Origin of the sequence: Polaromonas hydrogenivorans (genome assembly GCF_040105105.1) — a bacterium.
GTDB lineage: Bacteria > Pseudomonadota > Gammaproteobacteria > Burkholderiales > Burkholderiaceae_C > Polaromonas > Polaromonas hydrogenivorans.
Map to the genome: position 1 here is coordinate 1280679 of NZ_CP157675.1, position 17740 is coordinate 1298418.

17 protein-coding genes and 1 tRNA gene are annotated in these 17740 nt (G+C 64.8%); 12 read left to right on the forward strand and 6 right to left on the reverse strand.

The window, feature by feature from the left end; translation table 11 throughout:
- Position 1 precedes the first annotated feature (1 nt).
- Complete coding sequence (locus ABLV49_RS06000; RefSeq protein WP_349280732.1) at positions 2-715, forward strand: general secretion pathway protein GspB; 714 nt, start codon at positions 2-4, stop codon at positions 713-715.
- Positions 716-754: 39 nt separating this feature from the next.
- Here ABLV49_RS06000 and ABLV49_RS06005 read toward each other — a convergent pair whose 3' ends face one another.
- Positions 755-1303: a PaaI family thioesterase gene (locus ABLV49_RS06005; RefSeq protein WP_349280733.1), complete on the reverse strand. Its 549-nt coding sequence runs from the start codon at positions 1301-1303 to the stop codon at positions 755-757.
- 49 nt (positions 1304-1352) lie between these two features.
- Here ABLV49_RS06005 and ABLV49_RS06010 point away from each other — a divergent pair, with 49 nt between their 5' ends.
- From ABLV49_RS06010 to ABLV49_RS06020, 3 genes are all read left to right on the forward strand, one after another.
- Positions 1353-1859, forward strand: a complete 507-nt coding sequence (locus tag ABLV49_RS06010; RefSeq protein ID WP_349280734.1) for a MarR family winged helix-turn-helix transcriptional regulator — start codon at positions 1353-1355, stop codon at positions 1857-1859.
- Entirely contained in the window at positions 1852-3090 is a 1239-nt protein-coding gene (locus tag ABLV49_RS06015; protein WP_349280735.1) for an MFS transporter, read from the forward strand. Before ABLV49_RS06010 ends, ABLV49_RS06015 begins: the two co-directional genes overlap by 8 nt.
- Before the next feature lie 66 nt (positions 3091-3156).
- Entirely contained in the window at positions 3157-3633 is a 477-nt protein-coding gene (locus tag ABLV49_RS06020) for a MaoC family dehydratase (protein ID WP_349280736.1), read from the forward strand.
- Positions 3634-3767: 134 nt separating this feature from the next.
- Here ABLV49_RS06020 and ABLV49_RS06025 read toward each other — a convergent pair whose 3' ends face one another.
- Positions 3768-4121, reverse strand: coding sequence for a hypothetical protein (locus ABLV49_RS06025; protein WP_349280737.1), 354 nt, complete (start codon positions 4119-4121; stop codon positions 3768-3770).
- 209 nt (positions 4122-4330) lie between these two features.
- Here ABLV49_RS06025 and ABLV49_RS06030 point away from each other — a divergent pair, with 209 nt between their 5' ends.
- A complete protein-coding gene (locus tag ABLV49_RS06030) occupies positions 4331-5026 on the forward strand; it encodes an HAD family hydrolase (RefSeq protein ID WP_349280738.1) in 696 nt (231 codons plus the stop codon).
- A gap of 19 nt (positions 5027-5045) precedes the next feature.
- Here the strand turns inward: ABLV49_RS06030 and hemH are convergent, their stop codons facing one another.
- Positions 5046-6149 carry a ferrochelatase gene (gene hemH, locus ABLV49_RS06035; protein ID WP_349280739.1) on the reverse strand — a complete coding sequence of 368 codons (1104 nt, stop codon included), beginning with the start codon at positions 6147-6149 and terminating at the stop codon, positions 5046-5048.
- Positions 6150-6169: 20 nt separating this feature from the next.
- Here hemH and ABLV49_RS06040 point away from each other — a divergent pair, with 20 nt between their 5' ends.
- A complete protein-coding gene (locus ABLV49_RS06040) occupies positions 6170-6865 on the forward strand; it encodes an HAD family hydrolase (protein WP_349280740.1) in 696 nt (231 codons plus the stop codon).
- A gap of 26 nt (positions 6866-6891) precedes the next feature.
- On the forward strand, positions 6892-7524 hold the full coding sequence (locus tag ABLV49_RS06045) for a glutathione S-transferase family protein (RefSeq protein WP_349280741.1): 633 nt from the start codon (positions 6892-6894) through the stop codon (positions 7522-7524).
- Between the two features lie 56 nt (positions 7525-7580).
- Here ABLV49_RS06045 and hpnE read toward each other — a convergent pair whose 3' ends face one another.
- The 3 genes from hpnE to hpnC form a co-directional block, all read right to left on the reverse strand.
- On the reverse strand, positions 7581-8843 hold the full coding sequence (hpnE, locus tag ABLV49_RS06050; protein WP_349280742.1) for a hydroxysqualene dehydroxylase HpnE: 1263 nt from the start codon (positions 8841-8843) through the stop codon (positions 7581-7583).
- A 130-nt stretch (positions 8844-8973) separates the two neighbouring features.
- Positions 8974-9816 (reverse strand): presqualene diphosphate synthase HpnD, encoded by an 843-nt coding sequence (gene hpnD, locus ABLV49_RS06055; RefSeq protein WP_349280743.1) that lies wholly within the window; start codon positions 9814-9816, stop codon positions 8974-8976.
- A 56-nt stretch (positions 9817-9872) separates the two neighbouring features.
- Complete coding sequence (gene hpnC / locus ABLV49_RS06060) at positions 9873-10727, reverse strand: squalene synthase HpnC (protein ID WP_349280744.1); 855 nt, start codon at positions 10725-10727, stop codon at positions 9873-9875.
- Between the two features lie 136 nt (positions 10728-10863).
- On the opposite strand from hpnC, the gene ABLV49_RS06065 reads away from it, so the two are divergent.
- From ABLV49_RS06065 to clpP, 5 genes are all read left to right on the forward strand, one after another.
- A complete protein-coding gene (locus tag ABLV49_RS06065) occupies positions 10864-12030 on the forward strand; it encodes an efflux RND transporter periplasmic adaptor subunit (RefSeq protein WP_349280745.1) in 1167 nt (388 codons plus the stop codon).
- 7 nt (positions 12031-12037) lie between these two features.
- Entirely contained in the window at positions 12038-15253 is a 3216-nt protein-coding gene (locus tag ABLV49_RS06070) for an efflux RND transporter permease subunit (RefSeq protein ID WP_349280746.1), read from the forward strand.
- Between the two features lie 119 nt (positions 15254-15372).
- A tRNA-Leu gene (locus tag ABLV49_RS06075) sits at positions 15373-15459 on the forward strand.
- Positions 15460-15573: 114 nt separating this feature from the next.
- Positions 15574-16884 (forward strand): trigger factor, encoded by a 1311-nt coding sequence (tig, locus tag ABLV49_RS06080; RefSeq protein WP_349280747.1) that lies wholly within the window; start codon positions 15574-15576, stop codon positions 16882-16884.
- Between the two features lie 94 nt (positions 16885-16978).
- Complete coding sequence (gene clpP / locus ABLV49_RS06085; protein ID WP_011802330.1) at positions 16979-17629, forward strand: ATP-dependent Clp endopeptidase proteolytic subunit ClpP; 651 nt, start codon at positions 16979-16981, stop codon at positions 17627-17629.
- Positions 17630-17740 lie beyond the last annotated feature (111 nt).

Here is a 17740-nt window from a genome sequence, read left to right on the forward strand (position 1 = left end):
CATGTCCTATATCCTCGATGCTCTGAAACGGGCCGATGCCGAACGCGAACGCGGCGCCGTGCCCGGCCTGCAGTCGCGCCACGCGACGATGCCTGCCGTCCCGGCTGGCCCCGGTGTTCAAAAACGCGTTTGGCTGGCCGTCGTTGCGGCGCTGGTGCTGGCCGGGCTGGCCGCTGGCCTGTGGTTCTGGCAAAAGCCGGACAGCGCCGTGCGCGTGGCTGCGGTGGAGCCTGCCGTGGTCAGTCCAGCGGCGCCCGTGCCGCTGGCGCAGCCAGTGCCGCCACCAGCCCCATTGCCCTCCATCCCCACGCCGCCTGTAGTTGCGGTGCCACGGGCAGCCGCCTCTTCGCCGCCCGCCGTGGCCCGCGCCGCGCCCAAACCCGTGCCAAAGCCGGCGCCGCCAGCGCCTGCCGCTGCCATGCAGGCGCCGCCCAAACCCAAGCCTGAGCCGGTCGCCAAGGCACCCGCCACCCAGGCGGCCCCGGCCACCATCCCGCTGCTCGGCGATCTGCCCGAAGGCCTGCGTCGCGACATTCCCCCGCTGGCCATCTCCGGCTCCGTTTACTCGGCCAACCCAGCGCAGCGGCTGCTGCTGGTGAACAACCAGGTGTTAGGCCAGGGCAGCCAGGCCGCGCCCGGTGTGAACCTGGAGGAAATCCACGCCAAGAGTTCGGTGTTCAGTTTCCGGGGAACGCGGTTTCGGGTGGCGCATTAACCCTCCGTGATGGCTGGCCGTCCGGCCGTCCTTGCCTGCCTAAGCCCGCGCCGGCAACTCGAACACCAGGCAGGTCGTGGTCGCATGCGCATACAGCTTGCCGTCCGGCCCGACGATGCGGCCCTCGGCCGTGGCCAGCTGCCTGCCGCAATGAATGACCATGCCGATGGCGCGCAGCGGCCCGGTGGCATGCGAGGCCGCCCGCACGATGTTCAGGCTCAGCTCGGCCGTGGTGTAGCCGCGTCCGGCCGGCATCATGGTGTGCACGGCGCAGCCCACGGCTGAATCGAGCAGCGTCGCGTACCAGCCGCCATGCACCGTGCCCAGCGGGTTGTAGTGCTTGAGCTGCGGCGTTCCCTGGAAAACCGCCTTGCCGGGCTCGACCGCGATCAGCGAAAAATCCAGCGTTTCGGCAATGTGCGGGTAGGGCAGGGCACCGGCCAGCATCGCCTGCATGATTTCCAGGCCGGTCTTGCCCGCCACGCTCTCGGGGCGCGCCAAGCCCGGCTTGCCGCCGCCGGCCAGCATGCGGGCGCGCACGGCAGCGCTTTCTTCGATCCAGTGGGTCAATGTGGCTTGTGGGGTCATGATGAGGTTTTAAGTTGCATATACAACAATTGTAGATACAATCAAAACCATGTCCACTCCTCCCGTCATTTCCCCCACGCCAGCCGGCCTCGACCTGAAGGCCGAACTCAAAACGCTGGGCTGCACCAACTTCAAGCTGCGGCAGTTGATGCGCCAGGTGTCGCAGCACTACGACCTTGAAATGGCCAGCGCCGGGCTCAAGACCACGCAGTATTCGCTGCTGAGCTACGTGCTCAAGCTCGGCCCGCTGCGGCCCGGCGAGCTGGCCAAAAGCATGAAGATGAGCGCCTCCACCCTGACGCGCAACCTCAAGCCGCTGGTGGATGCGGGCTGGCTGGAGTTGACCGCCGGCAGCGACGCGCGCAGCCGAACCGTGGCCATCACGCCGGCCGGGCGCGCCAAGCGCGAAGAAGCGCTGGGCCGCTGGAAAGTGGCGCAGGAAAGCCTGAACCAGCGGCTGGGCGCCGGCCGCGTGATTGCCCTGCACGGCCTGATCAACGAATCGCTCGAACGCCTGTCGCCTGTCAACCCTGAATCTGGAGCCGATGATGAATGAATCCGCAACGCCCAAAAAGTACATCGCCACCTGGCTGGTCCTGCTGGCGGCCGGCGGCGCCTTTGCCCTGACCATGGGCGTGCGCCAGACCATGGGCCTGTTCCTGTCGGCGCTCAACACCTCGACCGCGCTGGGCGTGGGCAGCATCAGCCTGGCCTTCGCTTTCGGTCAGCTCTGGTGGGGGCTGACGCAGCCTTTTGCCGGCGCGGTGGCGGACCGCATCGGTACCGGGCGCGTGATCAGCATCGGCTTGCTGCTGGTGGCCGTGGGCACCTTCATCACGCCGCTGATGACGACCACGGCGGGGCTGATTTTCGCGATTGGCGTGCTGGCGGCGGGCGGCGCCGGCATGGCCGGGCCTTCGGTGCTGATGGCCGCCAGCACCCGCCTGGTGGCGCCTGAAAAGCGCGGCCTGGCCACCGGCATCGTCAATGCCGGCGGCTCGTTCGGGCAGTTCGCCATGGCGCCGATCGCCATCGGCCTGACGGCTTCGCTCGGCTGGGCCAGCGCGATGCAGTGGCTGGGCGTGCTGGTGCTGCTGGCGCTGCCCGCCGTGTGGGTGCTCAGGGGCAACTCCAATGCGCTGAATGCGCAGGCTGCGGCTGCTTCCGGCGTCAAGCCGCTCAGCGCCCGCCAGGCCATCGGCCAGGCGCTGGCCACGCCGAGTTACCGCTACCTGAGCCTGGGCTTTCTGGTGTGCGGATTCCATGTGGCATTTCTGGCGACGCACCTGCCGGGCGTGGTGGCTGCCTGTGGCTTGCCGCCGGCCATCGGCGGCTGGGCGCTGGCGATGATCGGCCTGTTCAACATCGTCGGCAGCCTGGCCATGGGCTGGGCGGTCGGCCGCTGGCGCATGAAGTCGCTGCTGGCGCTGCTTTACGCCACGCGCGGCCTGGCAGTGCTGGTGTTTCTGCTGGCGCCCAAGACGCCCGCCGTGATGCTGGTGTTTGCCGCTGTAATGGGCGTGACCTTTTTATCGACCGTGCCGCCCACGGTGGGGCTGGTGGCCAAGATGTTCGGCACGGCCAACATGGCGATGCTGTTCGGCGTCGTGATGCTGGCGCACCAGGTCGGCGGCTTTTTGGGCGCTTACCTGGGCGGCTACGTGTTTCAGGCGACCGGCAGCTACGACTGGGTCTGGTACATCGACATCGTGCTGGCCGTCGGCGCCGCGCTGGTCAACCTGCCGATTCGCGAGGCGCGCCGGCCGGCTGCCGCCAGCGCGGCTTGAAGACGGCGAATGCTTGAGCGCTGTTTGAAACCGGGTTAAACCCATCTGAACCGAAAGAACGCCACCATGGACACCATCAGCTCTACCTCCAGCGCCTTCACCGTCCTCTACCTCGACGACCTGCAGGCCGGCGAACGCTTCACGAGTGCCGGGCATCTGCTTGACGAGGACCAAATCATGGCCTTTGCCCTGCAGTTCGACCCGCAGCCTTTCCACCTGGACCATGAGGCGGCCAAGAGTACGCTGTTTGGCGGCTTGGCCGCCAGCGGCTGGCACACGGCGGCCATCACCATGCGCCTGCTGGTGGGCGGCGGCCTGCCGCTGGCGGGCGGCATCATCGGTGCCGGCGGCGAGATCAGCTGGCCCAAGCCGACCCGGCCCGGCGATGTGCTGCGTGTCGAGAGCGAAGTGGTCAGCGTCACGCCCTCGCGTTCGCGGCCGGATCGGGGCATGGTGGTGGTGCGCAGCGAAACGCGCAACCAGCATGGCGATGTGCTGCAGCATTCGGTTTACAAGCTGGTGGTGCCGCGCAGGCCGCGATGAAACGCCTGACCGGCGGCCATGGAGCGGTCAGCGCATCATTTTGGGCAACAAAAAATGCCATTTTCGCAATACCAGTGGGCTGATAGTGCTATTGAAAAAATAGCACAAACGGATTATTCCAGGCCAGGCCCATCTTAAATATTGCCGGCCCTCACATGGCGAACGATGCGGGGCTCGGGTTCCTCGGGTTCTTGCTCTTCTGGCTTTTTCGGCTTGTCTTCATCCGCGTACTGGTCGCGAAGGGCTAGCGCGCCGGCTGCCAGGCCCACGGCGAGTGCGGCATAAACCGCCACCAGGGCTTCGGTTGAGAGGCGGTGCTCGGAGCCGGGCGTGAACCGGCCCCAGTACCAATGGCTGGCCGCATTGAGGGGTGCTGCCGCGCTGCCTGCCTCGCGGCGACCCGTGAGCGCCAGCACCGCCGTGGAAAAGGCGCTGGCCAGACTGCCCGCAAGTAGCCCTTGGGTAAGAACCAGTTTCCATTTTTTCACGGCCAGTCTCCTTTATAAATAACCTCACTTTGCCCCAGTCGGCGCCAAGTGCCTGTAGGCGCGGGCCGAACGAAAAGATAAGGCAGCGCCCTGCAGAGGTTGCCGGCCCCGGCCGGGAGCGGGTGCCGGTGAAGGACGGCCCGCATAATCCGCTGCATTGCGGGATGCCCCATAACGAAAAAACTGAAAACGAAACTGAAGGACAAGCCTTGAGCCCCTTGCTCGACTGGAAAGAAATCGACCTCGTCGTGTTCGACGTGGACGGAACGCTGTACGACCAGCGGCGCCTGCGCCTGGCCATGCTGCGCTGCCTGCTGGCGGCCACATGGCAGACACGCAGCCTGGACACGCTGCTGACCTTGCGCACCTTTCGCCAGGTTCGGGAAGCGCTCGGCGACCGTCCGGAGGTCGATTTCATGCGCCTGCAATATGCCCGGACGGCGGCACGGCACCACAAGACCGAGGGCGAGGTGCGCGCCCTGACCGACGAATGGATGGAGCGCAAGCCCTTGCCATTTCTGGCCGGCTGCCGCTACCCGCACCTGGACACGCTGTTTGCCGGCTTGCGCGGCGCAGGCAAGCAGGTCGCGGTGTTTTCCGACTATCCGGCCACGGACAAGCTGGCGGCCCTCGGGCTGCGGGCCGCGCCCGTCGTCTGCGCCACCGATGCAGGCATTGCCCGGCTCAAGCCCGACCCTTGCGGCCTGCTGTCCATCCTGCGTCAGACGGGCGTGCCGGCGCGGCGCGCGCTGATGATCGGCGACCGGTTTGACCGTGACGCCATCGCCGCCAGCCGGGCAGGCATGCGCGCCCTGATTCGCGCCGGCAAACCGCATCCGGCGTTCGACACCTTTCGCGCCTACGACGACCCGGTTTTCCAGCCCATGCAGAGCCGGCCTGCTTGAAGCGGCTGGCGGGCAAAAATCATTGGCTTGCGCCCAGCGCCAGCGCCCTGGCGCGCGAGTCGTTCAAGGCTTGCGGCTCCGCCGGCGCGGCTGTCGGCCAGCCGCCCATGTGCCGGATGCCGAGTTCGCTCAAGGCCGCCAGCCACTGCGGGCTGTCGTTCAGGCATTCGATGTAGTTGAAGGTCTTGCCGCCTGCCTGCAAAAAGGCATGGCGCGCTTCCATCGAGATTTCCTCCAGCGTTTCCAGGCAGTCGCCGGTAAAGCCGGGGCAGACCACATCGACGCTTTTGACGCCTGACCGCGCCATCTGGACGAGGGTCGGCTCGGTGTAGGGCTCCAGCCATTTGGCCTTGCCAAAACGGGACTGGAAGGTGACCTTGTAGCGGTCCTTAGGCAGCGCCAGTTTTTCGGCCACCAGCCGCGCCGTTTTCTGGCATTCGCAGTGGTAGGGGTCGCCCAGCTGCAGGGTGCGCTCGGGCACGCCATGAAAGCTCATCACCAGCTGCTCGGCCTGGCCGCTTTGCTGCCAGTGCCTGCGGATCTTGTCGGCCAGCGCGGCGATGTAGCCGGGGTCGTCGTGGTAATGATTGATGAAGCGGAATTCGGGAATCCGGCGAATCCTGGCGGCCCAGGCGTACACCGCGTCAAACACGCTGGCCGTCGTGGTGCCGCTGTACTGCGGGTAGGCCGGCAGGATCAGCACGCGCGTCACGCCGTCCGCCTTGAGCTGGTCGAGCTGCGAGGCAATCGACGGGTTGCCGTAGCGCATGGCGTAGCGCACTTCGACCGCATGCCCGCGCTTGCCGAGGTAGCCGCGCAGCATGAGCGCCTGCTTTTCGGTCCAGACCTTGAGCGGCGAGCCTTCGGGCAGCCAGACGCTGGCGTACTTGGCGGCCGATTTCTTGGGGCGAGTGCGCAAGATGATGCCGTGCAAAATCAGCCACCAGACAGCCCTGGGAATCTCCACCACGCGCGCATCGCTCAAAAATTCGCCCAGGTAGCGGCGCAGCGCCGGGGCCGTGGGTTCGTCGGGCGTGCCCAGGTTGCAGAGCAAAATGGCGGTGGTGGCAAGCGCTTGGGGCGGCGCGCCGTGGGTGAAGGTGGGCTCGGGTGCAAATGACATGCGGTATTCTCGCCCAAGCCATGCTTGACCTTACCCTTATCAAAGCCATTACCCTCGATCTGGACGATACCCTCTGGCCGGTCTGGCCGGCCATAGCGCGGGCCGAGCAGGCGCTGCTTGACTGGCTGGCCCGGCATGCCCCACGGACGGCGGCATTGCAGGCCCAGCCGGCGGCGCGCCACGAGATTCGCGAGCATGTCAACGGCTTGCATCCGGAACTGAAGCACAACTTGAGCGCCCTGCGCAGCAAGGCCATCCGGCTGGCCCTGAGCCGCAGCGGCGAAGACCCGGATTTGGCCGAGCCCGCGTTTGAGATTTTTTTTGCCGAGCGCAACCGCGTCACGCTGTTCGGCGACGTGCCGCAGTCGCTGGAATTTTTGGCGGGCCGCTTTCCGCTGGTGGCGCTGTCCAACGGCAACGCCGACATCCAGCGCATCGGCATCGGACCCTATTTCAAGGCCAGCCTCAGCGCCCAGCAGTTCGGCGTGGGCAAGCCCGACCCGCGCATTTTCCGGGCGGCGGCAACAGCGGCCGGGGTGCAGCCGCATGAAGTGCTGCATGTGGGCGACGACGCCGCGCTCGATGTGCTGGCGGCGCTGGCTTGCGGCATGCAGACGGTCTGGGTCAACCGCACCGACCATCCGTGGACGCATCCGGCCCAGCCGCACGAAACCGTGACCACGCTGGCCGAGTTGTGCCAGTTGTTTCCCGCCTGAACTTCATCACTTTACTGAATGGTTTCATGACTCTGAAAATCTACGGCACCGCCGCTTCCCGCGCCGCACGTCCCCTGTGGGTGGCGCACGAGTTGGGCCTGGCTTACGAGCACATTCCCCTGCCTTACCTGGGCGGCGCCACGCGCACGCCCGAGTTCCTGAAGGTCAACCCGAACGGGCGCATTCCGGTGGTGGACGATGGCGGCGTGCTGGTCTGGGAGTCGATGGCCTGCACCCTGTATTTGGCCGAGCGCTTCATGGGTCGCGATGGTTTATCGCTGGCGGCCCAGACCCATGCCGAGCGTGCCGAGATCCTGCGCTGGAGTTTCTGGGTCGTGACCGAGTGCGAAAAAGACGCGCTGATTTTCCTGATGCACGGCGTGCTGATGCCGGCCGAACGCCGCAAACCCCAGCTGGCCGAAGAGTCGCTCAGGCACCTGGCCGGCCCCCTGCGCATCCTGAACCAGCATTTGCAAGACCGCCCCTGGCTGGCCGGCGAACGCTTTACCGTGGCCGATATCTGCGTGGCGTCGGTGGTGGCGTGGCTGGAAAGCGCCAGCGACTTGATAGCGCAGTGTCCGCAGGTGCGCGAATGGCTGCAGCGCTGTCTGGCGCGGCCCGCGTACCAGGCGGTCAGATCAATGGCAAAAAGTGACTGATGCGCTTGTTGCGCCTGCATAGCCAGCTATTAATTAAAGAGCGGGCGGCCAGCGCTTCAGCGCAAAGCCCTGGCCGCTTCCAGGCCGGAGCGCACCGCGCCTTCGAGCGTCGCCGGATACGGCCCGGCAATGTAGTCGCCGCAAGCCAGCAGGCCCCCGGCGACCCGGGCGGCGGGGCGCAGCAAACCCGGCGTGCAGGCAAAGGTGGCGCGTTTTTCGACAATCGTCTGCACCGGCTGCAGGTCCGTCAGCCCGAGTTGCCGCGCCGCCTGCGCGAGCACCTGCCGCGTGAGCGTGGCGCCGTCGCCGCTGCTGGCGCTGATGACAAAGGCCAGCAAGCCCGCCGGGCCGCCAAGCTGTCCACGGTCAAATGCAAACTGCGCGGGTTCGGTTGAAGTCGCCGGCAAGGCCAGCATGGGCTGGCGCAAACCGGCCTGGTCGGCATGGACATACACGGTGGTCAGCGCTTCATGCCGCAGGCCGCGTGTCTGCGCGAGCCAGGCGTCAGCCGCGACACCGCTGCTTTCCGCCAGCCGCGCCGCTTCAACCGGCGGGCAGGCCAGCACGACGCGCTCAAAGGTTTCGCCGCCGACCGACCAGCCCGTTCCGGCTGGCGCCAGCGCCTGCACCCGAACGCCCAGACGCTGCGTGCCGCCGTTCGTTGTGAGCCAGGCCAGCGCCGCATCGGGCAGCAGGGCATTCAGGTCCACGCGCGGCAGCAGCAGGTTCGAGCCGCCGCTTTGCGCAAACAGCGCGTCGCGCATCACGCGCAAAAACACCTGTCCGCTGGCGCGTTCGGCCGGCGTGTTCAGCGCCGACACGCACAGCGGCTCGATCAGCGAGGCCATCGCGCCGGGCGCCAGGCCCCGGCATAAATCGCTGACCGACCGACCGGGCTGGCAGGCGAATCCGCCCAGCCGCCAGCCCAGCGCCACCCTGAGCAGCGACAGCTTGTCGGCCCACGACCAGCCGCCGGCCGTCAGGATGCCGGCGAAGGCGTCCAGCGGCGCCGGCCAGTCGGGCAGCTTCAGGCCGCTGCCATCGGGGAATTGCATCGTCAGCGGCAGGCGCAGGAAGGACGCGGATGCATCAACGTCCAGTTCCTTCATCAGCCGCAGCGTCTCGGAATAAGCGCCGATCAGGATGTGCTGGCCGTTGTCCAGGGCGACCTGCCGGCCGGCCACGGTGATCATGACCCGCCGCGCGCGGCCGCCGGCGGTGCGCGAAGCCTCGAAAACCGTGACCTGATGGCCCAGGCGCGTCGCCTCGACGGCGGCGGCGCAGCCGGCCCAGCCCGCGCCGACGATGGCGACTTTCATGTGGCCAAATCACTAGAAGCAGACGCTTTCCCTCTCCAGCAGCAGGGGCCACGGAGACGGCTTTGCCGGGCCGCAGGCGCAGCGGCCCCCTCGGGGAGCAGCGCATTACACGAAGTGAAAAGCGTGGGGGTCATACCACTTTGCCGAAGGCCTGCGTTTTCCACGCCAGCCAGAACTTGCGCAGCGGCGTCAGGCTGACGCGCTGGTGCAGCACCTGGTAGTTATCGGCGGCGATTTCGCGCAGCAGCGTGCGGTAGATGCTGGCCATCATCAGGCCGGGCTTTTGGGCGCGGCGGTCGACGGCGGGCAGCAGGGCCAGCGCTTCGTCGTACAGGCTCAAGGCGCGCTCGGTCTGGAACTTCATCAGCGCGGTGAAGCGGTCCGAATACTGGCGCTTGAGGACTTCGTGCGCCTTCACATCGAACTGCTGCAGCTCGTTGACCGGCAGGTAGATGCGCCCGCGCATGGCGTCTTCGCCCACGTCGCGGATGATGTTGGTCAACTGGAACGCCAGGCCCAGCTTGTGCGCGTAGGCGGTGGTGGCGTCGTCGGTCTGGCCGAAGATGCGCGCCGCCACCTCGCCGACGATGCCCGCGACCAGGTGGCAGTAGCGCTGCAGCGCGGGAAAGTCCAGGTAGCGGTTTTGCGTCAGGTCCATCTGGCAGCCTTCGATGACCGCCTGCAAATGCCGCGCTTCAATGCCATAGGTGGCGGTCATGGGCATCAGTGCCTTCATCACCGGATGCGTCGGGTTGCCGGAAAACGACTTGCTGACCTCGCCCTGCCACCAGCCCAGCTTGGTGTGCGCCACGCCGGGGTCGGTGACTTCATCGACGACATCGTCGATTTCGCGGCAAAAGGCGTAAAAAGCGGTGATGGCGGCGCGCTTTTCCGGGGGCAGGAACAGGAAGGCGTAATAAAAACTGCTGCCGGAGGCGGCGGCTTTTTGCTGGACATAATTCTCGGGTGTCATGCGGGGATTGTCGCAGGCTGAAATGACGGTTTTTCAATCCGATGCCGTGGGCGGCCTCACATCCACAAGGCCCGCCAGCCCATCACCGCCACATCCCAGGCGCCGAGCTTGGGCCGCCGCTGCAGCGTGTCAAAGCCCAGTGCTTCGATCTTGTCCAGGATGCGCAGGCCGCCTTGCACCACCAGCCGCAGTTCCCAGCCGCCGCGTCCGGGAACTTTTTTCACCAGTTTTGAGCCTTTTAGCATCATTGCGCTTGACTGGCGGGCGTGAGCAGCTATTAAATTAATAGTATTCGGATTGCTTTGCAAGCCCAGCAGCTGCGCTTCGTCAACCCCATGCGGACCCCAGGCGTCGGCCGGCAGGTAGATGCGGCCGCGCGCAATGTCAACGCCCAGGTCCTGCCAGAAATTGATCAACTGCAGCGCGCTGCAGATGCAGTCGCTCTCGATCAGCGACGGCGCATCCTTCACGCCGTACAGGTGCAGCAGCAGCCGGCCGACCGGATTGGCCGAGCGCCGGCAGTAGTCGAGCAGCTCGGCCTGGCTGGCGTAGCGCTGCTTGATGACATCTTGCTCGAAGGCGCTGAGCAGGTCGGCCAGCAAGTCCACCGGCAGCGCGAATTGCCGGATGACCGGCCCCAGCCGCCCGAATACCTCGGCCCAGCGCGGCGATGGCGCCCGGCCGGCAGCCGTCGCCATCAGGTCGGCGCGGTAGGCCGCCAGGTCGTCCAGCCGCGCCTGCGGTAGCGCATCGCCCTCGTCGGCGATGTCGTCGGCGGTGCGGGCAAACCAGTAAATCGCGGCAATCGCCGGGCGCAGGTGCGGCGGGCACAGCACGGTGGCGACCGGAAAATTCTCGTAATGGCTGACGCCTTGCATGCCTGGTGATTGCGGGGAGGGGCCTGGATTCATGCGCTGGATTGTCGCTTGACAAGATTTTGCATTTCTCATAAATTACTAACCGCTCAGTCAGTAGCATTCGACTGACAACCCTATTGCCTATTTCCCCTGCCCGGATTCGCCCGGAACCTTTTCCATTTAGTCCATCATGAAAAAAACCGTTGTCTCCCTGGCGAGCGTTGCCGCGCTGCTGGTCGCCTGCTCCCGGCCCGCGCCGCCCGAGGAACCGGTTCGCGCCGTGAAGCTCATCACCGTCGGCACCAGTGCCTATGCTTCGCGCTATGAATATGCCGGTGAAGTCCGGGCGCAGGTCGAGTCCCGGCTGGGATTCCGGGTCGGCGGCAAGCTGATCAAGCGGCAGGCCGAACTCGGCCAGCGGGTCTTGGCCGGGCAGGTGCTGGCCCAGCTCGACCCGCAGGATTACCGGCTGGCCTTTGACGCCGCCCGCGCCCAGGTGAGCGCCGCCGCCACCAACCGCAACCTGGCCGCCGCCGATTTCAAGCGCTACCAGGCGCTGAAGGACCAGAACTTCATCAGCGGCGCCGAGCTGGAGCGCCGTGAAGCGACCCTGAAGGCCGCGCAGGCGCAACTGGAGCAGGCCCAGTCGCAGTCGGCGGTGCAGGGCAACCAGCGCAATTACGCCGTGCTGACGGCCGATGTGTCGGGCGTCGTGACGGCGGTGGAGGCCGAGCCGGGCCAGGTCGTGGCCGCCGGTGCGCCGGTGCTGCGAATTGCCGCTGACGGCGTGCGCGACGTGGTGTTCTCGGTGCCCGAGGACCGGGTGGCCGGGCTTAATGTCGGCGCGCCGGTGAAGATTCGCATCTGGGCGCAAAACACGGAATTGACCGGCAAGGTGCGCGAGGTCGCCGCCAGCAGCGACCCGGTCACGCGCACCTACCCGGTCAAGGTGTCGATGGATGCCAAGGCGCCGCCGCCGCTGGGCGCAACGGTCTATGTCACCGTTGAGGCGGGCGTTCCCAGCGGCACGCCGGTCATCAAGCTGCCCAGCAGCGCCTTGCGCCGTGAGGGCCAGGCAACGACGGTGTGGGTGCTCGACAAGGCCGCCATGACCGTCAGGTCGCAGGTGATCCAGGTGGCGACGGCCGACGGCAACGAGGTCGTGGTGGCTTCGGGCCTGGAGCCGGGGATGCAGGTGGTCAGCGCCGGCGTGCATGTGCTGTCGCCCGGCCAGAAAGTCAGTATTTATCAGTCAAATATGCCTTCTGCGCAAGAGGGACGGGCGCAAGCAGCTCCTGATTCGATAGCAAAACCTGGTTCTGCCGTCCCGGCTGCTTCAGCCCCTGGCGCGAAGTGAGCGCGGCATGACGCAACCGACCCACGACAAGGCCGCCGGCCCAGGTGATGTTCCTTCGGAAAAATTCAATCTCTCGCGCTGGGCGCTGGAGCATCCGGCGCTGACGCGCTATTTGCTGCTGGTGCTGATGGTGCTGGGCTTTTCGGCCTATTTCCAACTCGGGCAGGACGAAGACCCGCCGTTCACCTTCCGCGCCATGGTGGTGCGCACCTACTGGCCGGGCGCCACCGCGCAGCAGGTGGCCGAGCAGGTCACCGACAAGTTGGAGCGCACGCTGCAGGAGGCGCCCTATGCCGACAAGATCCGCAGCTATTCCAAGCCGGGCGAGTCGCAGATCATTTTTCAGATCAAGGACTCGTCCCGCGCCAGCGAGGTGCCCAACGTCTGGTATTCGGTGCGCAAGAAGATCGGCGACATGCGCGGCACACTGCCGGCCGGCGTGCAGGGGCCGTTCTTCAACGATGACTTTGGCGATGTCTATGGCGTGATCTACGCGCTGGAGTCCGACGGCTTCAGCTATGCCGAACTCAAGCTATTTGCCGACGATGTGCGCCAGCAGCTGCTGCGCGTTCCCGATGTCAGCAAGGTCGAGCTGTTCGGCGTGCAGGACGAAAAGGTCTTCATCGAGGTCTCGCAAAAGCGCCTGGCGACGCTGGGGCTGGACCTGAACCAGGTGCTGGCGCAGCTCGGCCAGCAAAACGCGATCGAATCGGCCGGCACGGTGCAGACGCCGCTCGACGTGGTACAGGTGCGCGTGGCCGGGCAGTTCGAGGCCGTCGAGCAGTTGCGCGCCATGCCGATTCGCGGCAGCTCGGGCAAGCAGTTCCTGCTGGGCGACATTGCCGAGATCAGGCGCGGCTATGTCGATCCGCCGGTGGTCAAGGTGCACCACCAGGGCAAGGAAGTGATTGCGCTGGGCGTGGCCATGACCAAGGGCGGCGACATCATCCGGCTCGGCAAGTCGCTGGAAACGCTGTCGGCCAGCGTTGATCGCAACTTGCCGGCCGGTGTCAAGCTGGTCCACATGCAGGACCAGCCCAAGGCGGTGGCCGGTTCGGTCAACGAATTCGTCGGCGTGCTGATCGAGGCGGTGCTGATCGTGCTGGCCGTGAGCTTCATCAGCCTGGGCCTGCACAAGCGGCCGCACCAGGGGCCGGGGCAACTGCCGCTGTGGAAGCGCTACTACATCGACATGAGGCCGGGGCTGGTCGTGGGCATCACCATTCCGCTGGTGCTGAGCCTGACCTTCCTGGCGATGTGGTATTTGAATATCGGCCTGCACAAGATTTCGCTGGGTTCGCTGATCATCGCGCTGGGGCTGCTGGTCGATGACGCCATCATTGCCGTCGAGATGATGGTGCGCAAGATGGAGGAGGGCTACGACAAGGTGCGCGCCGCCACCTTCGCCTACGAAATCACCGCCATGCCGATGCTGACCGGCACACTGATCACCGCCGCCGGTTTCCTGCCCATCGGGCTGGCCCGGTCGGTGACGGGCGAATACACCTATGCGATTTTTGCCGTCACGGTGGTGGCGCTGGTGCTCAGCTGGGTTGTCTCGGTGTACTTCGTGCCTTACCTGGGAACGCTGCTGCTCAAGGTGCCGCCGCATGTGCTGCAGGTGCAGGCCGGCGAGGACAACCCGCACGAGATGTTCGACAGCCCGTTCTACAACACCTTTCGCCGCACGGTGAACTGGTGCGTTGAGCATCGCTGGCTGACGATTGGCGCGACGGTGCTGATCTTTGCGCTGGGCATCGTCGGCATGGGCCGGGTGCAGCAGCAGTTCTTCCCGGACTCCAGCCGGCCCGAGATCATGGTCGATATCTGGTTCCCCGAAGGCACCTCGTTTGCCGCCAACGAAGCGACGGCCAAGCGCGTCGAGCAGCGCCTGATGCAGGAGGAGGGCGTGAACTCGGTCAGCACCTGGCTGGGCTCGGGCGTGCCGCGCTTTTACCTTCCGCTGGACCAGGTGTTTCCGCAGACCAACGTGTCGCAAATGATCGTGCTGCCCAGGGATCTGAAAATCCGCGAATCGCTGCGCATCAAGCTGCCGGCGCTGCTGGCCACCGAGTTTCCCGAGGTGCGCGGCCGCGTCAAGCTGCTGCCCAACGGACCGCCGGTGCCGTACCCGGTGCAGTTCCGCGTGGTCGGCATCGACCCGCTGGTGCTGCGCGAGCGCGCCGACGAGGTCAAGGCGGTGATGCGCGAAAACGCCAGCCTGCGCGGCGTCAATGACAACTGGAACGAATCGGTCAAGGTGATGCGCCTGGACGTTGACCAGTCCAAGGCGCGCGCGCTGGGCGTGACCAGCCAGTCGATTGCGCAGGCTTCGCGCACGATGCTCAGCGGCTCGACGGTAGGCCAGTTCCGCGAAGGCGACAAGCTCATCGACATCGTGCTGCGCCAGCCGCTGGACGAGCGCAGCGCGATCACCGATATCGGCAATGCCTATTTGCCGACCGCGTCGGGCCAGACCATTCCGCTCATGCAGATTGCCAAACCCGTGTTTGCCTGGGAGCCGGGCGTGATGTGGCGTGAAAACCGCGACTACGCCATCACGGTGCAGGGCGACATCGCCGAAGGCCTGCAGGGCGCGACCGTCACGGCGCAGCTGCTGCCCGCGCTCAAGGCGCTCGAAGCCAAATGGCACGGCAGCAGCATGAGCGGCTACCGCATTGAGGTGGCTGGCGCGGTCGAGGAAAGCAGCAAGGGCTCGGCGTCCATCGCGGCCGGGATTCCCATCATGCTGTTTTTGACCTTCACGCTGCTGATGCTGCAGCTGCACAGCTTCAGCCGCGCCATGCTGGTGTTCATCACAGGTCCACTGGGCATTGCCGGCGTGGCCGGGGCCTTGATCCTGCTGGGCCGGCCGTTCGGCTTCGTGGCCTTGCTCGGCGTGATTGCGCTGATGGGCATGATCCAGCGCAATTCCGTCATCCTGATTGACCAGATCGAGCAGGACCGGGCCAGTGGCGTGCCGGCCTGGGACGCGATTGTCGAGTCCGCCGTGCGCCGCCTGCGGCCCATCGTGCTGACGGCGGCGGCGGCCGTGCTGGCCATGATTCCGCTGTCGCGCAGCGTGTTCTGGGGGCCGATGGCCGTCGCCATCATGGGCGGCCTGATCGTTGCCACGGTGCTGACTTTGCTGGCCTTGCCGGCGATGTACGCGGCCTGGTTTCGCGTGAAAAGGGAGGACGGCGCCACTGCAGCCTCGGCATGAATCCGCCTGGCCGGATGAGTTGCTGCAAAAGCGCGCCCGGATACAGGCTAAAATAGAAAGTTGACCGATTTCAGGCGGGAATCTGGAAAGTAATCCGGATTCCCGCTGTTTTTTCAGGAGCGCGGGTGGCGAAATTGGTAGACGCACCAGGTTTAGGTCCTGACGGTAGCAATACTGTGCGGGTTCGAGTCCCGCCCCGCGCACCACCCCTGATGCTTTGCATTGGCAGTCATGCCGCAATTCATCAGGTTTTGCTGCCAGAGTGCAGCATGTCAGGTGAAAACCCTGTTTTGAATACTTTTGATTTTTAGGAAACCATCATGGCCGTGACTGTTGAAAATCTTGAAAAGCTCGAGCGCAAAATGACGCTCACGCTGCCCCTCAATACCATCCAGTCGGAAGTCGCTACCCGCCTGAAGAAGCTGGCCCGCACCGTCAAGATGGACGGTTTTCGCCCCGGCAAGGTTCCGATGAGCGTGGTCAGCCAGCGTTATGCCTACTCGGTGCATTACGAAGTCATGAACGACAAGGTCGGCGAGGCTTTCGCCGTTGCCGCCAACGAAGCCAAGCTGCGCGTTGCCGGACAGCCGCGCATCAGCGAAAAAGAAGATGCGCCTGAAGGCGAACTGGCTTTCGATGCGATTTTCGAAGTCTATCCCGACGTCAAGATCGCCGACCTGGCCAATGCCGAAGTTGAAAAGCTCAGCGCTGAAGTCAGCGACGCGGCCATCGACAAGACTCTGGACATCCTGCGCAAGCAGCGCCGCACCTTCGCCCTGCGCGCAGCCGACGAGCCGGCGCAGGACGGCGACCGTGTCAGCATCGATTTCGAAGGCAAGATGGACGGCGAAACCTTCGCCGGCGGCAAGGCCGAAGGCTTCCAGTTCATCGTCGGCGACGGCCAGATGCTGAAAGAATTTGAAGATGCCGTGCGCGGCATGAAAAGCGGCGAAAGCAAGACTTTCCCGCTGAACTTCCCGGCCGATTACCACGGCAAGGACGTAGCCGGCAAGCAGGCCGACTTCCTGGTGACGGTGAAGAAGATTGAAGCGGCGAACCTGCCCGAAGTCAACGAGGAACTCGCCAAGTCGCTCGGTATTGCCGACGCAACGGTCGAAGGCCTGCGTTCGGACATCAAGAAAAACCTTGAGCGCGAAGTCAAGTTCCGCCTGCTGGCCCGCAACAAGAATGCGGTGATGGATGCGCTGGTCGCCAATGCCGAACTCGATTTGCCCAACGCCAGCGTGCAAGCCGAGCTTGAGCGCCTGGTTGAAGGTGCCCGCGCCGACCTGAAGCAGCGCGGCATCAAGGATGCCGACAAGGCGCCGATTCCCGATGACATTTTCCGCCCACAGGCCGAAAAACGCGTCCGTCTGGGCCTGGTGGTGGCCGAACTGGTGCGTGCCAACGAATTGCAGGCCAAGCCCGAGCAACTCAAGGCGCACATCGAAGAGCTGGCCGCCAGCTACGAAAAACCCCAGGAAGTGGTTCGCTGGTACCTGAGCGACAACAGCCGCATGGCCGAAGTCGAAGCCGTCGTCATTGAAAACAACGTCACCGACTTTGTCCTGGGCAAAGCCAAGGTGAGCGAGAAAGCCATTTCCTTTGACGAGTTGATGGGCCAGAACTAAACAGCTGGTTTCTCCTGAAATTGGGGCTTGTGCTTTGCGGTACAGGCCCCAATTCATTTTTGGGTACAGTACATCTATCACTGGAGAAAAATTAATGGTTCGAAACAGTATTTATGGCGGCTACAACAGCCCGCAAGCCGCTAGCCAGGAAATCCAGGGCCTGGGCATGGTGCCCATGGTCATTGAGCAATCCGGCCGTGGCGAGCGTTCTTACGACATTTATTCCCGGTTGCTCAAGGAGCGCGTCATTTTCCTGGTCGGCCCGGTCAATGACCAGACGGCCAATCTGGTGGTGGCCCAGTTGCTGTTCCTGGAAAGCGAAAATCCTGACAAGGACATCTCGTTTTATATCAACTCGCCCGGCGGTTCCGTCACGGCCGGCATGGCGATTTACGACACCATGCAGTTCATCAAGCCGGACGTGTCCACGCTGTGCGTCGGCATGGCCGCCAGCATGGGTGCATTTTTGCTGTCGTCGGGCACCAAGGGCAAACGGTTTTCGCTGCCCAATTCGCGTGTGATGATTCACCAGCCATCGGGCGGGGCGCAGGGCCAGGCATCGGATATTGAAATCCATGCCCGCGATATCCTGAAGACACGCGACCAGCTCAATCGCATTCTGGCCCACAACACCGGCCAGACGGTTGAAAAAATCGAGCGCGATACAGAGCGCGACTACTTCATGTTCGCCGATGAGGCGAAGGCTTATGGCGTCGTCGATCAGGTGATATCAAAACGGCCCTGATCTGCTCTGTAGCGCTTTAAGCTGCTCTGCAACAACGGCGTTTTTCTATTAAAGAAACGCCGTTTTTTTATTGGTTATCATTGGCGAAGCTCATAGTTTCCCCCAGTCACG